Source organism: Geodermatophilus sp. SYSU D00696, assembly GCF_054050235.1.
In genome coordinates this window covers 73,577-88,156 of record NZ_JBJGYY010000012.1, presented here as the reverse complement: position 1 = coordinate 88,156, position 14,580 = coordinate 73,577, and the positions used below count along the sequence as shown (strand labels likewise).

Genomic DNA, 14,580 nt, shown 5'->3' with positions numbered 1-14,580 from the left:
CTGACGGTGCGTCACACGGGCGTCACGAGGACTGCACGTCCCACGCCGATCCGCGGACCGGTCCTCGAGCCCCTACCGGTCGCACGCGGAGATCGCGACCCTGTCCCCACGGGCCCTGCAGCCCGACCGCCGGACGTCGACGGCGGCCCTCCCCGAGGAGGACGCATGACGGTGACCGAACAGGACACGGCCGCGATCCGGACCCCGGACCAGCGCTTGCGCGTCTTCGTGAGCTCCACGCTGACCGAGCTCGCCGAGGAGCGCGCGGCCGTCGCGCGGGCCATCACGGCGCTCCGCCTCACGCCGGTCATGTTCGAGCTCGGGGCCCGGCCGCACCCGCCCCGCGAGCTGTACCGCGCCTACCTGGCCCAGTCGGACGTCTTCATCGGCCTGTACTGGCAGCGGTACGGCTGGATCGGGCCCGACATGGACGTCTCGGGCCTGGAGGACGAGTTCCGGCTCTCCGGCTCGATCCCCCGGCTGCTCTACGTCAAGGGGCCGGCACCCGAGCGGGAGCCCCGGCTGGCGGCCATGCTCGCCGGGCTCCAGTCGGAGGGCACCGACTCCTACCGCCCGTTCCGCACCCCGCGGGAGCTGGCGCGGCTGGTCCGCGACGACCTCGCCCTGCTGCTCAGCGAGCGGTTCACGACCACGGGCCGGGCCGACCGCGCCCCGGCGTCCCCCGCGCCCCGGGCCACCGACCGGCCGGGCACGCGGACCCTGCCGCTGACGTCGACGTCGCTGATCGGGCGCGAGCAGGACATCGACGCCGTCGCGGGCCTGCTGCAGTCCCCCGGGGCGCGGCTGGTCACCCTGACCGGGCCCGGCGGCGTCGGCAAGACGCGGCTGGCGATCGCCGTGGCGGAACGGGTCCAGGCCCGCTACCCACGGGGGGCGGTGTTCGTCCCGCTGGCCTCGGTCGACGACCCCGCGCTGGTGCTGCCGCGGGTCGCCGCCGTCCTCGGCGCCGCGCTCGACGGTGCCCGCCCGCCGCTGGACGTCCTGGCCGAGCACCTCGCGGACACCCCGACGCTGCTCGTGCTCGACAACCTCGAACAGGTCGTGGCGGTCGCCGCCGAGCTCGACGCCCTGCTGGCCCGCTGCGCCGGGCTCGTGGTCCTCGGCACCAGCCGCACCGCCCTCCGGCTGCGGGCCGAGCGGGAGTACCCGGTGGGGACGCTCACCGTGCCGGCGTTCCCGTCCCCACCGGCGGTGGACCGGCTGGCCGCACTGCCCGCCGTCCGGCTGTTCGTCGACCGGGCGCAGGCCGTCCGCTACGACTTCGCGCTGACCGAGGAGAACGCGCCGGCCGTGGCGGAGATCTGCCGGCGCCTCGACGGCCTGCCGCTGGCCATCGAGCTCGCGGCGGCGCGCACCCGGTTGCTGACCCCCGACGCGCTGCTCGCACGGCTCGGCCGGCGGCTCGACGCCCTGGGGTCGGGTCCGGTCGACCTGCCCGAGCGCCAGCGCACCCTGCGCGCGACCGTCGAGTGGAGCGTCGGGCTGCTGACCGACGCCGAGCAGCGGATGCTGGCGACGCTGTCGGTCTTCGCCGGGGGGTGGAGCGCCGAGGCCGCCGCGCACGTCGCCGCCCTCCCGGAGGACGAGACGCTGGACCTGCTCGACGCGCTCGCCCGGCACAGCCTCGTGACCATCGACGTCACCGGCACCGGTCCCCGGTTCCGCATGCTGGCGGCGGTTCAGGAGCTCGCCGCCGAGCGCCTGGCCGGCAGCCCGGAGCGGGACGACGTCGAGCGGCGCCACGCCGAGTACTTCGGCGCGCTGGTGGAGAACGCCGACTGGCCCGCCGAGCGGCAGCAGGAGTGGGCCGCCCGGCTGCGCACCGAGGAGGAGGACCTGCGGGTCGCCATCCGCTGGTTCCTCGCGCACGACATCGCGCCGCTCCCGCACGTCTTCCGCATCCTCTGGCTGTTCTGGCAGATGCGCGGGCGCATGCCGGAGGGCCGGGCGTGGATCGACCAGGTCCAGCAGCGCGCCGACGCACTGGACGACCGGGCGCGGGCCGAGCTGCTGCTCACCTCGGCCGTCACCGCGGTCGAGGTCGGCGACGACGACGGCGCGCTGACCGCCGTCGACGGGCTCCGGGCGCTGGAGGGCCGTTTCGACGACCCCTACCTGGTGGACGCCGCCCAACTGGCCGTCTCGTGGATCCTGCCGATCGTCGGCGACCTCGACGGTGCGCTGCGGACCGCGTCGCGGGCCCTCGAGGGCCTGCGCCGGGAGAACGAGCCGTTCGCGGCGTTCGCCGCCCTGACCGTCGGGATGGTGGAGATGGCGCTCGGCGAGGACGTGGCCGCCCGGGCCCACCTGGAGGAGGTCGACGAGCACGGCGGCCAGCTCGGCAACGACTGGCTCCGGGCGACGACCCGGACCCAGCTCGCCGCCCTCGCGGTCCGGTCGGGCCGGCTGGAGGAGGCGCAGGCGCTCCTCGCCGGGTCGGTGGATGGGAGCGAGGACATCGAGGTGAGCACCCTGACCCTCACCTTCGCCCTCGTCTCGGCCGCCCGGCTCGCGCTCGCCCACGGGGACGCCCGGCGGGCCGCGACCGCGCTCGGTGCGGCCGACGGGCTGCGGCGGCGCGCGGGCCTGCGGGCGTGGCCGTCCGCGCGGGGGGAGGAGGCGGAGCTGACGGGCCGCGTGGCCGGCGCCGTCGCCGCCGAGGACTACGCGGCCGCCTTCACCGCCGGGACCGGGCTCGACCACCGCGGGGCGGTCGCCCTCGTCCGCGGCCCGTAGGCCGGGTCAGCCCGAGCGGAGGGCGGTGACCGCGGCCAGCGTCCCCAGCGTGTTCGTCGCCAGGTGCAGCAGCGCCGGGGCCAGCAGGCTGCCGCTGCGCACCCGCAGCCAGGTGAACAGCAGGCCCGCGACGGCGGTGCCGGCGCAGGCGAGGGCCACGGCCGCGGCCCGGGCGGCCGGGCCCTCCACGAGGTCGTTGGCGGCGAGGGCGCCGAGCGTCGGCCGGACGTGCCACAGCCCGAAGACGACGGCCGAGACGACCGCGGCCGCGCGCAGGGGGAGGACCCGGGCGAGGACGGCCAGCAGCACGCCGCGGAAGGCCACCTCCTCCCACAGCACGGTGCCCAGGGGGATGCGGACGAGCACGTCGCCGGCGATCTCACCCGGCCCGAGATCGGCGACGCGGGCGTCGGCGAGCAGCGGGCGGAGGACCGGCAGCGCGAGCGCGAACGCGTAGCCGGCCGCGACCACGGCGAAGGCGGCGCCGCCCCACCGCAGCCCGGCCGGGACGCAGCGGCGGGCCAGGCCCAGGTCCGCCCACGAGGACCCGGTCGCGCGCGCGGCGAGCAGCAGCACACCGGCGGCCGCGACGTTCACCGCCACGTAGGCCCCGCGGCCGCCGGGCACCCGGGGGACGACGACGTTGTTCCACAGCACCAGCACCACGACCAGCGCCGCGGCGAACGGCACGCCGCCCCACCAGGTCCGGGACCGCCACGCGACCCCCCTGCCCGCCGTCACGGCCGGGTCCTACCCGCCGGGGAGCCCCACCCGGCACGGTCGGCATCCCATCCCCAACGGAGGACGTGCCACCCGGTCCGCCCGGCGACGATGCCGGGTGGTCGAGGTCAGGAGGTCGGGCCGTGTCCTCACGACGGTACGAGTTCCGGGTGGCGGGCCTGGTGTCCGACCACACCCGGGGGGCGTTCCCGGACCTGGAGGTCCTGGACGCCCCGCCGGAGACGATCATCCACGGGCAGGTGGCCGACGCGGCGGAGCTGCACGGCATCCTCGCCCGGTTGCAGGACCTCGGGCTGCGCGTCGTGTCGCTGCACGAGGTCCCCGGCTGACGTCCCCGGCCCCGGGTCAGCTCCCGGCGCCGTCCTCGGGCCTCGGCTCGACGAGCACCCCGCGCCTCCGTGCGCTGTCCACCGCGGCCCGGCGCGAGTTCACGCCGAGCTTGCCGTAGATCGCCCGGACGTGGGTCTTCACGGTGCTGTGGGAGACCGTCAGGTCGCTGGCGATCTCCTCGAACGAGCGCTGGCTGGGCAGCAGCCGCAGCACCGCCCGCTCCCGGTCGGTCAGCGCCACCGGGCGCCCGCCGACGCCGAGCGCGGTCCGGGCGGCGAGCACCCGGTGCGCGGTCGGGTCGGCGCTCCCGAAGCTGCCGAGGTGGCGGGTCAGCAGCTCGACCACCTCGTCGGGCGCGAGCGCCAGTGGCCGCGGCGCGTCCATCGCCTCGGTCAGCGCCAGGGCCCGTTCCAGGCTGCTGCGCGCCCGGGACGGGTGGCCCTGCAGCACCGCGAGCCGGCAGTCCAGGACCCAGCCGGCCAGGAGCGCCCACGGGACAGTGACGGCGAGCGACCGGTCCAGCACCGGCTGCAGGGTCTCGACGGCCGACCGGTGCCGGCCCAGGGCGACCAGGCGGAGCGCCCGCATGAGGGCCACGTCGCCGGTGTTCCCGAGCGTCGACTCGGCCCACTCCAGCGCGGCGCGGGCGGGCTCGGGGTGGCCCGCCCGGGTGGCCGTCCCGTGCTCGAGCAGCGCGACCAGGGCGGCCGCGCTCGCCGCCAGCGGGTGACCGGCCACCGCCGTCCGCGCCCGCCGCATCCCGTCGAGGCCGTCGGCCTCGCGCCCGAGATCGGCCGAGGCGGCCCCGTGCAGCGCCCGGACCGTGACCGCCACCGGGTTGGACGGGGGCGGTGGCTCCCGCTCGTGGAAGGCGAGCGCCGGGGCCAGCAGGTCCAGGCACCGCTCCGGCTCCACCCGCAGCAGCGCCGCGTACGCGCGCATCGAGGCCGTGAAGGCGGCTCCGGCCGTGGCGCCCCAGTCGGTCCCCCGGGCGCCGACGTCGGCCTCCTCGGCGAGGGCGGACATCCGCCGGAAGTCCCCCCGGACGCCGGCGACGGCCCCCAGGACCGTGCGGCTCCGGGCCACCAGGTACCGCTGGCCCAGCTGCTGCGCCCGGACCAGTGCCGCCCCGGCGATGGTCTCCGCCTCGCCCCGACGGTCGGCCGCCAGCAGCGCCAGCGCCCGGTCGAGGGCCGCCGTCACCGCCAGGCCGGGGGCGTCCGCGGCCGTCGGGGTGAGCGCGTCGGTCGCCGTCACCATGTCGGCCGGGTTCCCGGCCATGTTCACCCGCCGGGCGCGGACCAGGGCGCGCAGCTCCACGAGCTCCTCCCCGGGCTCGGCCGGCCAGGCGGCCGCCGCCCGGGCGAGGTGGCCGTCGGCCGCGACCAGCGCCCCGGCCTCGACGTCGACCAGCCCGGCGAGCAGCTCCAGCCAGGGGTCCTCCCCCACCGCGGCACCGATCCAGGTCAGCGCCTCGCGCATCGCCCGGTAGTGGCCGTCGGTGACCAGCCGGCCGGTGTTCTCGCGCAGCAGCAGCGCCACGGCCGCGGGGTCGCCGCCCTGCCGCGCGTGGGTGAGCGCCTCGACGACCCCGCCCCGCGACGCGTACCACCCCGCCGCCCGCCGGTGCAGGTCGAGCACCAGGTCGGGCCGGCGGCGCGTCAGGTCGGCGAGCAGGTGCGAGCGCAGCAGCGGGTGCACCCGGTACCAGAGGCGGCCCTGGCCGGAGCTCAGGACCAGCGAGGTGTCGCGCTCCATCGCGTCGAGGACCTCCGCCGCGTCCGGCCGGCCGGACACCGCCACCGCCAGCGGTGCGGACAGCTGGTCGCACACGCTCAGCGCCCGGAGCAGGTCGAGCACGTCGGCCGGGAGCCGGGCCAGGACCTCCCCGACCAGGTAGTCGGACACGGCGCGGCCGTTGCCGACGAAGTCGGTGAGGAACCGGTCGGGGTCGTCGGTCTCGCGCAGGGACAGCGCCGCCAGCCGCAGCCCGGCGGCCCAGCCCTCCGTCTGCTCGACGAGCAGGCGCACCTGCTCGGGGCTGGCCTCGACGTCGGCCGAGGCCAGCATGGTGTCCGCCTCCGGCACCGAGAACCGGAGGGCCTCCGCCCGGATCTCGGCGAGCTCGCCGGCCACCCGCATGCGGCTCAGCGGCAGCGGCGGGTCGGTGCGTCCGGCCAGCACCAGGTGCAGCCCGGGAGGACGGTCGCGGACGAGGGCGGCCAGCCCGTGCCGGGGTTCGGACGCGGTCAGCTCGTGCACGTCGTCGAGCACCAGCCGGACGGGCTCGGGCAGCAGGTCGACCGCGTCGGCCACCGTGGCGAGGAACGCCGGGTCCCGGCTCGGCAGCCGCGGGACGGCGACCGAGTGGAGGGGCGAGTCCGCCGGCACGACCGCGCAGGAGGCGAGCGCGCTCAGCACGGCCGACCAGAAGCGCCGGTCGTCGTCGTCGTCGGCGTCGAGGGACACCCAGGCCGTCCGCCGCGGGTCGCGGGAGGCCCAGTCCGCGAGCAGCAGGGTCTTGCCGTACCCGGCGGGCGCGCACACGGCGGTGACCTGGCCCGGCGTCGCCGCGTCGAGGGCGGCGAGCAGCCGCGGCCGGCGCACGTACCCCGGCGACAGACGCGGGATCGCCGTCTTCGCACGAGGTATCCCGGATCGTCTCGAGCCCGTGCCTGAGGCCACGATCCCCCCCTTGCAGCGGCACGAACGTACGACGATCGAGACGTCGCCGACAGGGGTTGCGCACAACTGAGTGGACGGTTCGCGACCGCAGCGGGGACCGACGGTCACGACCGGTCCGGCGGGACGCCGCCGTGCCACACCTCATCCTCCGCGGAGGAGCCGGGCCGCACCCGGCCCCGGGAGGCTGCCCTGGCTGGGGACCCCGGGAGGAGCGCACGTGACCACGACCTTCGAGCGACGGCGGACCGGCGGCGACATCGCGATCGGGGTCCTGCTGGTGATCGCCGGCGTGATCCTGCTCGGCAACGTCGTCCTCGCGACGGTGGTGTCGGTCGTGCTGATCGGCTGGACGGCCCTGATCTCCGGGGTGGTGCTCGTCGTCGGGGCGCTGTTCACGATCCGTGAGGGCGGGTCCTGGGCGGTGGCCCTCGGCGGGGTCGTGCTCGCGGTGCTCGGCCTGTTCATCCTCCGCAACACCACGGTCGGCGCGCTGACCCTGACGCTGCTGGCGGGGTCGATGTTCCTCGCGACCGGGTTGGCGCGGGTCTTCGGCGGGGTGCTGGTCGCGGAGGCGCGGACCGTGCTCGTGGTCAGCGGGATCATCTCGGTGGTGCTGGGCCTGTGGATCCTGTTCAACCTCACCACGGCCACCCTGACCCTGCTCGGCACCCTGCTGACGCTCCAGACCCTGCTCGAGGGCGTCACCCTGCTGGCCGTGGGGCGCATGCGGCCGGCGCCGGCACGGCGCGCGGCGCCCGTCGGCGGGCCGGTCGACGACAGCCGCATCGCCACCTGACCGGGGACGGGACCGTGACGGTGGTGGTCCCGGACGGCGCGCGGGTGCCGTCGGCCCGGGACGTCGTGGTCGGCGCGGGCATCGTGGTCGCCGAGCGGGCGTGGCCGACCGGCCGGCCGCTGCGGGACGCGGCCGCGCCTTCCCGATCGGCCTGCTGTGGGTCGCCGTGAGCTCCTCGCGCCGCTCACCGCAGGACCTCGCCGTGGGCAGCACCGTGGCTACGACCGCTGACGCACCGCCGGCACGGGACCTCATCCCGTGCAGGTGAGGCCACCGTCGGTCACCAGCCGCCAGGCTCCCGCTCCCAGGCCCGTCCCGCTCCGTGTGCCAGGAGGTCCGGTGTCGATCCCCACCGTGCGGCCTCCCGGCCAGGACGGGCGGGAGTGGCCGGAACCGGACCCGGAGGACTTCGACCTGGTGTTCGCCGCGTGGGCGCTGCTGCTGACGGTCGGCCTGCTCACCGGCGCGGTCGTCGCCGTCTGGGCGCTCGCCGGCTGGCCGGTGTCGGGACCGTGAGCGTGCCGGGGGCCCCGGTCGGGGTGGCCGAGGCGCCGCAGCCGGACCCGGTCCCGGCAGCGGGCTCCCCCGCGCGCGCCTTGGGTCCGCGCAGGACGGCGCGGTGGTCCCGGCCGGGACGGGCGCTGTCGCTGCCCGGCTCGTGGGGTGCTCTGCTCCTGGCCTGCCTGTCGTCCACCCCGTCGCTGCTGCCCCGCAGCGGGGTGGCGCAGGGCGTGGTGGCCGGGATCAGCGCGGCGCTCGGGTACGGGCTCGGGGTCCTCCTCGCGGCGGTCTGGCGCGGACTGGCCGACCGCGACCGCCGCCGGCCGCGGCGGCGGTCCTGGCGGGTCTTCGCCGTGGCGGCGGCCGTGCTGCTCACGGTCTCTTTCCTGCTCGGCCGGCGCTGGCAGGGCCGGCTGCGCGACCTCATGGGCGCCGAGGGGGAGCCGCTGTGGCGGGCGCTGCTGGCACTCCCCGTCGGCCTGCTCGTCCTCGCCGTGCTCCTCGGGGTCGCGCGCCTGGTCCGGGGAGCCGCGCGGGCGGTCGCCCGGGTGCTCGAGCGGCAGATCGGGGCCCGGGCGGCGCGCACCCTCGGCGGGCTGGTGGTCGCCGGCCTCGTGCTGTTCCTGGTGGCCGGGTCGCCGGGTGAGGCGCTGCGGACGAGCCTGCACGAGTCCTTCGCCCTGGTCGACTCCGGCACCGCCGACGGCGTCGAGCAGCCGGACAGCGGGCTGCGCTCGGGCGGCCCGGGCTCGCTGATCGCGTGGGACACCCTCGGCCGGGAGGGCCGCACCATCGTCGCCGGCGGCCCGTCGGCCGAGGAGATCGCGGCGTTCACCGGCACCGCGGCCGAGGAACCGATCCGGGTCTACGCGGGCGTGCGCAGCGCCGACGACGTCCAGGTCCGCGCGCAGCTCGCCGTCGACGACCTGGCGCGGGCCGGCGGCTTCGAGCGGTCCCGGCTGCTGGTGGCGACGACGACGGGTCGCGGCTGGCTGGACGCGGGCTCGATGGCCGCCTTCGAGTACATCGCCGGTGGCGACTCGGCGCTGGTGTCGATGCAGTACTCCTACGTCCCCTCGGGGATCTCCTACCTCGTCGACCAGTCCCGTGCCCGCGCCGCCGGCCGGGAGCTGTTCGACGCCGTCTACGAGCGGTGGTCGGCGCTCCCCGCCGACGCGCGGCCGCAGCTCTACGTCTTCGGGGAGAGCCTCGGCTCGTTCGGCGCGGAGGCCGCCTTCAGCGGCGAGTCCGACCTGCGCAACCGCGTCTCGGGCGCGCTGTTCGTCGGCGCGCCCAACTTCAACGCGCTGCACACCGAGTTCCGCGAGGACCGCGACCCGGGCAGCCGCGAGGTCGAGCCGGTGTACCGCGGCGGGCGGACGGTGCGGTTCAGCACCGACGTCACGCAGGGCGCTCCCCCGGCCGGCGTCCCGTGGGAGGGGGCTCGGGTGCTGTTCCTGCAGCACCCGTCGGACCCCATCGTGTGGTGGAGCCCGTCGCTGCTGTTCTCCCGCCCCGACTGGCTGGCCGAGGAACCCGGGCGCGACGTCCTCGACGAGATGACCTGGCTGCCCGTCGTCACGTTCTGGCAGGTCACCCTCGACATGCCCTTCTCCCTCGACGTGCCCGAGGGGCACGGGCACCGCTACACCCGCGAGTCGGTGGACGCCTGGGCGCTGCTGCTGCGCCCGGAGGGCTGGACGGCGGAGCGGGCCGAGGAGCTGCGGGCCCTCGTCCGGCGGTGAGCGGTCGGCCGGCGGTCAGGGCAGGGCGCCGACCTGCCGGAGGACCTCGAGGACCTCCGGCAGGTCGGCGAACGCCTCCCGGACGTCCTCGGGCTCGGCGACGGCGTAGGCGTTCGCCGCGGTGTAGCCGGCCAGCGCGTCGTCGAACACGTCGTGGCCGGCCCGGTCGCGGGCCTCCACGAGCGCGGCGCCGCCGAGGGTGTAGACGGTGTCGTAGTAGGTGCTGCTCGGGCGCTCGAACTCCGCGGCCCAGTAGGTCATGGACCCGCCCACCGGCGGGGCGTCCCCGTCCGAGCCGTGGACGACGGGCTCCTCGTCGCCGTCGGCCACCATCTGGGCGAACGTCGCGAACGACTCGTCCAGCCACGGGTGCTCGCCCTGGTCGTTGCCCACCCGCCCGTAGAACCACATGTGCGCGAGCTCGTGCGTCACCAGGCCCCGGCGCTGCTCCGGGTCCACGTCACCGAACTGGATCGCCCCCGGGAACTCGATGCCGCTGGTCTGGCTGGAGAGCACCACCACCCAGAGGTCGTCGTAGGGGAAGGGGCCGAGGAACTCGACGAGGTCGTCGGTGGACCCGGCGATCTGGTCCAGCCAGTCCTCGCCGGTCGCCCGCTCCACCGCCCGGTCGAGGCCCACGCGCACGCGGACGCCGCCGATCGTCCGCTCGGTCACCTCGAGGTCCCCGACCGCGACGGCGACGTCCCGCACCGCCGGCGCGGTGAAGCGGTGCACCGTCGTCCCGTCGGGCCCGTCCTCGGTCCCGTCCGCCTGCCCGGTGCCGAGGACCCCGTAGCCCGACGGCGCGACCACCTCCAGCGACCGCAGCCGGAAGTCCTCGCTCACCGCGGTCTCGCCGGCGACCGGGACGGCGGGACCCCGTTCCCAGCCGCGCCCGCGCTCCCACGCCAGGAGGGGGAACGCCGTGGCGAACCAGGCGGCCTCCGCCTCGGAGGAGGTCCCGACCCGCTCGTTGACCTCCTCGCCGAGCACCACGTCGAAGGAGAGGTCAGCGGTGACGGTCTCCCCCGCCGACAGGCACTCCTCCAGCGGCACCTCGACCAGCGTGCCCGGGGTGCCCGCCGGTGCACCGGCGGCGACGTCGCGGAACCCGGCGTCCCGGCCGTCCACCCGCACCTCGGTGACCGTCAGCGAGCTGCCCGCGCGCGCGGTCGCGGGCTTGTTCGGCCACGCGCGGAAGACCAGCTCGCAGGTGTCCAGGTCGGGGGTGAACTCGACGACCTCGCGGCCGGCGACCGAGCCGAGGTCCGCGGCGACCTCGAACCGCAGGTCCACCACCGGCCGGTCGGCCCACGGCTCCGCGACGGCGGCCACCCGCCCGTCGGGCTCCGCCGGTGCCTCGGGAGCCGCCGAGCACCCGCCGGTCACCACCACCGACGACACCAGGACGACCGCGGACCACCGTCGACCTCCGCGCATCCCCGTCCTCGTGAGCTGGCCACCGGGTGGCTCCGACCTGACCGATCACCGTCGATCATCCCCGCAGCACCCGACACGCGGAACCGCCGACGAACGTGGCATGGGTCATCGGCAGCTCGGTGCGGCGGGCGGGACGGGTGGTACGGCTGGGACGAGTGTGACCAACAGCCCTCTGGTCGACGCGGAGTTGATCTGTCAGCCTCGTAGCGTCACAGCGCAATCACGTTCCGTCGTCACGGGCGGACATCCGGAGGCTCCCCACTCGTGCGCAGTTCCCTCTCCGCCGCCGGTCGCCGGGCCGGCGTGCTCGCGTCCGCGGCCATCATCTGTCTGACCACCGCCGCGTGCGACCCCGCCGGCCTGCAGCTCGGCGCCGCCGGCCGGACGGGCGCCACCGACGCGGGCAGCCGGGCGGAGGCCGCACCGCCCGCTCCCCTCGCCGAGGCGGCCCCGAGCAGCACCGTCCCGGCTCCCGTGCCCTCGCCCACCTCGCCGGCCGAGGTCCCGGCCGAGACCCCGGCCGAGACCCCGGTCGAGGTCCCGGTCGAGGTCCCGGCCGAGGCGCCCGTCGAGGCCCCGGTGGCCGAGCCCACCGAGCCCGCCCAGCCGCCGGCCGAGGACGCGTCGTCCGCGCCGGCGACCGGGGACGTCCAGGCCGAGGCCGCGCCCGGGGCCCCGCAGGCCACCGCGGCCGCCGGCTCGGGGCGCGGCGGTGCGGCCCCGACGGCGGGCGGGTCGTCGAGCGCGCCGACGTCGGCCGCCGCCGCCGCGCCGGCGGCCGGTGGCTCCACCGGCGGCTCGGGCGGGGCGTTCACCGACCAGCCGCGCCAGTCGTTCCGGGCCGGCAACGGGCAGACCGGCAACTACCTCCTCTACGCCGGCGGCGTCGACCCGGCGCGCCCGGTCGGCCTGGTCGTCTACCTCGACGGCACCGGCGAGTACGGCGTGGACAACCCGGGCTCCTCCTACGCGCTCGGCGGCGCGTCGGGGCTGGTCGCGGCCGCCAAGGCCCGCAACGCGGTCACGCTGGCGGTGGAGAGCCCGAACCAGTCCTGCGAGTGCTGGCACACCGGCGACACCGCCGCCTACGCGGACTTCCTGGCCGAGCTGGTCGAGCGCCAGATGGCCGCCTACCCCGTCACCGAGGTGTGGCTGGCCGGCTTCTCCTCCGGTGCGCAGGAGATCACCCGCTTCCTCGTGCCGCGGCACCCGGAGCTGATGCGCCTCGGCGGCGGCTGGGTGGTGTTCGGCGGCGGCGGGCCGCCCGCCGACGGCGGGGCCGCGGTGACCGCCGCCCGCATGGCCGGGGTCCGCGGCCACTGGTACACCGGCACCGCCGACACCGCCGTGCCGCTGACCGCCTCATGGGGGGCGCAGGCCGGGGAGCGCTTCTACGCCGGCCGCGGCGTCGTCACCTCGCACGAGTGGCCGGCCGGGGTCGGCCACGCGCTCGACGGCCGGCTCGGCCGCACGGTCGGGCAGCTGATCGACGCCTCCTGACGCCTCCTCCCACGACGCCGGTGGGGCGCTCCCGCTCGGGGAGCGCCCCACCGGTCCGTCGTCGGGGAGGGGTCAGGCGGCGCGGCCTCCGGGCCGGGCCGCCCGCAGCACCCGGTCGACGAGGTCCTGGGTGAGGTCGGCGCGCACGTCGGCCGGCACGGGCAGCCCGCTGTCGGTGTACCAGTCGGGCGTGGCCTCGGGGTGCGGTCCCACGACGCCGACCGCGCCGCGGCCGAAGGGGGCGACGACCGCGGCGGGCAGCCCGTTGCCGTAGGTGGCGAGCACCTCCGCCGGGCCCCGGGCGGGGTCCAGGTCGAACCACGGGCCGTCCTGGAAGAAGACCCGGCGGCGGTGTCCGGCCCAGTCGAGCTCCACCAGGCTGTCGCCGTCGTGGTCCGGCCGCGCGCCGGGTGAGGAGATGAACCGGTCGGTGTCGCCGGGCAGCAGGCCGAAGCCGGGGGTCTCGCCCGCCAGGTAGCCGCCCAGGCAGAAGCCGAGGTAACCGCCGCCGGACCGGACGAACTCCCGGATGGTGTCCGCCGAACGCCGCAGCTTCCGGTGCGCCGCCCGCAGCGTCCCGCCGCCGGGCTGGGCGTAGAGGCGGGCGCCGGCGAGCACGTCGGGCTGCAGCGGGAGCTCCTCGCGCGGTCCGACGAAGCGGACCTCCAGGTCCCACCGGCTCCGGCGGAGCGCGGCCGCGACCGCCTCCGGGCACCCCGGGGTCGAGGCCGGTCCGCGGTAGACCAGCGCCAGGTCGCGGCCGGTGGAGCGGCCCCCGTCAGGCGGTGGCACCGGCCTCCTCCCGGCGCCCGGCCAGCACTCGTCGCCGGACCGCCCCGGTCGCCCGGGCCACGAGGTCCTCGAGCGGACCGCGCACGTGGGTGCGGCTCCAGGCGAAGGCGAAGGCGACCAGGACCAGGACTTGGACCAGCAGGGAGGCCAGGTCGTCGTCCGGCATGAACGGCGAGCTGAGCAGCAGCAGGTGCAGGGAGTACAGCGTCAGGGTCATGCTGCCCGCGACGGCGAGCGGCCGCAGCAGGCCGGTCGTCATCCGCCCGAGCAGCAGGCACACCCCGAGGACGGCCAGGCCGACCCCGATGGTGAACACCAGGTCCAACGGCGTGCTCGAGTGCGGCGAGACCGTGGCCAGCCACCACCCGGTGTCCGACGGCGTGACGCCGTCGGGGCCCCACGCCAGCAGGTCCGCGAGCTGCTCCTGGGTCAGGGACCGCAGCGCCACCGCCTCGAGGTCGGCGCGCCCGCCGAGGACGTCGAGGAGGACCCACGACGTGACCCGGGCGGCCACCGCGAGGGCGGCTCCGGTGAGCGCGATGGTGACGGCGGTCCGACGGGAGGACAGCGCCGCCCGGCCCACGGCGAGCCCGACGCACAGGTACGCCAGCCACGGCAGCGCGGGGTAGGTCCCGGTCAGCGCCAGCTCGGTGAGCACACCCACCGGGTCCGAGGCGAGCTGCCCGAAGGTGCGGTTGGGGGCGGCGACCAGCTCGCTGCCCGACCGCAGGACGTGGCTGAGGACCGGCATCCCGATCGCGATGGCGCCGGCGACCAGCACGAGGGCGCGGACCGACAGCGAGAGCAGCGGGATCGCCAGCAGGAACAGCAGGGCGTAGTACGGCAGGATCACCGCCGCCCGCTCCTCGGGGACGACGGCCCCGAGGGTGAGGCCGACGACGGCGATCAGCAGCGCACGGACGACGAGCGAGCTCGCGCTGGCCACCCAGGCCCGGCCGTGCGGCCGCTCGCGACGGCCGCTGGCGAAGGCGACACCCACGCCGGCGAGCAGGGCGAACAGCGCCGCCGACTTGCCCGCCGCCAGGCTCCACGTCAGCGAGGGGTTGCGGCCGTCGGCGTCGACCGGGTCCATGACGTGGACGGCGATCATGCCCAGCAGGGCGACCCCCCGCGCCGCGTCGATCCCGATCAGCCGCGAGCCGGACCGCCGGCCCGGGGCCGTCGTCGCCGGGGTGCCGGAGGCGTCCCCCGGCGGGGCCGGGTCGCAGGCGTGGGCCAGGGTGGACGCCCCGGGCCGGCCCGCCGGAGTAGTCACGGGGTCCCGCCGCCCCT

General features: G+C 77.0%; 12 protein-coding genes. 7 read left to right on the top strand and 5 right to left on the bottom strand.

Annotation, left to right across the window (positions count from 1 at the left end; genetic code table 11):
* The first annotated feature begins 165 nt into the window (after nucleotides 1–165).
* Complete coding sequence (locus ACI79O_RS10005) at nucleotides 166–2,757, top strand: DUF4062 domain-containing protein (RefSeq protein WP_456914024.1); 2,592 nt, start codon at nucleotides 166–168, stop codon at nucleotides 2,755–2,757.
* A gap of 6 nt (nucleotides 2,758–2,763) precedes the next feature.
* Here the strand turns inward: ACI79O_RS10005 and ACI79O_RS10000 are convergent, their stop codons facing one another.
* Nucleotides 2,764–3,498: a CPBP family intramembrane glutamic endopeptidase gene (locus ACI79O_RS10000; RefSeq protein WP_456914023.1), complete on the bottom strand. Its 735-nt coding sequence runs from the start codon at nucleotides 3,496–3,498 to the stop codon at nucleotides 2,764–2,766.
* Nucleotides 3,499–3,620: 122 nt separating this feature from the next.
* Between ACI79O_RS10000 and ACI79O_RS09995 the strand changes: the two genes are divergently transcribed.
* On the top strand, nucleotides 3,621–3,827 hold the full coding sequence (locus tag ACI79O_RS09995; RefSeq protein WP_456877923.1) for a hypothetical protein: 207 nt from the start codon (nucleotides 3,621–3,623) through the stop codon (nucleotides 3,825–3,827).
* A 16-nt stretch (nucleotides 3,828–3,843) separates the two neighbouring features.
* Here ACI79O_RS09995 and ACI79O_RS09990 read toward each other — a convergent pair whose 3' ends face one another.
* Entirely contained in the window at nucleotides 3,844–6,435 is a 2,592-nt protein-coding gene (locus tag ACI79O_RS09990) for a LuxR C-terminal-related transcriptional regulator (protein ID WP_456914022.1), read from the bottom strand.
* A gap of 295 nt (nucleotides 6,436–6,730) precedes the next feature.
* Here ACI79O_RS09990 and ACI79O_RS09985 point away from each other — a divergent pair, with 295 nt between their 5' ends.
* The 4 genes from ACI79O_RS09985 (at nucleotide 6,731) to ACI79O_RS09970 (ending at nucleotide 9,555) form a co-directional block, all read left to right on the top strand.
* Nucleotides 6,731–7,309 (top strand): HdeD family acid-resistance protein, encoded by a 579-nt coding sequence (locus tag ACI79O_RS09985; RefSeq protein ID WP_456892663.1) that lies wholly within the window; start codon nucleotides 6,731–6,733, stop codon nucleotides 7,307–7,309.
* A 14-nt stretch (nucleotides 7,310–7,323) separates the two neighbouring features.
* Nucleotides 7,324–7,479, top strand: coding sequence for a hypothetical protein (locus ACI79O_RS09980; RefSeq protein ID WP_456892665.1), 156 nt, complete (start codon nucleotides 7,324–7,326; stop codon nucleotides 7,477–7,479).
* 169 nt (nucleotides 7,480–7,648) lie between these two features.
* Nucleotides 7,649–7,825 (top strand): hypothetical protein, encoded by a 177-nt coding sequence (locus ACI79O_RS09975; RefSeq protein ID WP_456892667.1) that lies wholly within the window; start codon nucleotides 7,649–7,651, stop codon nucleotides 7,823–7,825.
* On the top strand, nucleotides 7,822–9,555 hold the full coding sequence (locus ACI79O_RS09970) for an alpha/beta hydrolase (RefSeq protein WP_456892668.1): 1,734 nt from the start codon (nucleotides 7,822–7,824) through the stop codon (nucleotides 9,553–9,555). Before ACI79O_RS09975 ends, ACI79O_RS09970 begins: the two co-directional genes overlap by 4 nt.
* Nucleotides 9,556–9,570: 15 nt before the next feature.
* Here ACI79O_RS09970 and ACI79O_RS09965 read toward each other — a convergent pair whose 3' ends face one another.
* Entirely contained in the window at nucleotides 9,571–10,995 is a 1,425-nt protein-coding gene (locus ACI79O_RS09965) for a M1 family aminopeptidase (protein WP_456892670.1), read from the bottom strand.
* Nucleotides 10,996–11,259: 264 nt separating this feature from the next.
* Between ACI79O_RS09965 and ACI79O_RS09960 the strand changes: the two genes are divergently transcribed.
* Complete coding sequence (locus ACI79O_RS09960) at nucleotides 11,260–12,495, top strand: hypothetical protein (RefSeq protein WP_456914021.1); 1,236 nt, start codon at nucleotides 11,260–11,262, stop codon at nucleotides 12,493–12,495.
* 72 nt (nucleotides 12,496–12,567) lie between these two features.
* Here ACI79O_RS09960 and ACI79O_RS09955 read toward each other — a convergent pair whose 3' ends face one another.
* Together ACI79O_RS09955 and ACI79O_RS09950 are read right to left on the bottom strand one after the other, a co-directional pair.
* On the bottom strand, nucleotides 12,568–13,287 hold the full coding sequence (locus ACI79O_RS09955) for a BPL-N domain-containing protein (protein ID WP_456914020.1): 720 nt from the start codon (nucleotides 13,285–13,287) through the stop codon (nucleotides 12,568–12,570).
* Nucleotides 13,274–14,563 carry a heparan-alpha-glucosaminide N-acetyltransferase domain-containing protein gene (locus ACI79O_RS09950; RefSeq protein ID WP_456914019.1) on the bottom strand — a complete coding sequence of 430 codons (1,290 nt, stop codon included), beginning with the start codon at nucleotides 14,561–14,563 and terminating at the stop codon, nucleotides 13,274–13,276. Before ACI79O_RS09950 ends, ACI79O_RS09955 begins: the two co-directional genes overlap by 14 nt.
* Nucleotides 14,564–14,580: the final 17 nt, after the last annotated feature.

What these genes read in the sequence shown, in the direction of transcription:
- ACI79O_RS10005 (WP_456914024.1), top strand. Translation starts at nt 166, where the DNA reads ATGACGGTGACCGAACAGGACACGGCCGCGATCCGGACCCCGGACCAG.
- ACI79O_RS09965 (WP_456892670.1), bottom strand. Translation starts at nt 10,995, where the DNA reads ATGCGCGGAGGTCGACGGTGGTCCGCGGTCGTCCTGGTGTCGTCGGTG.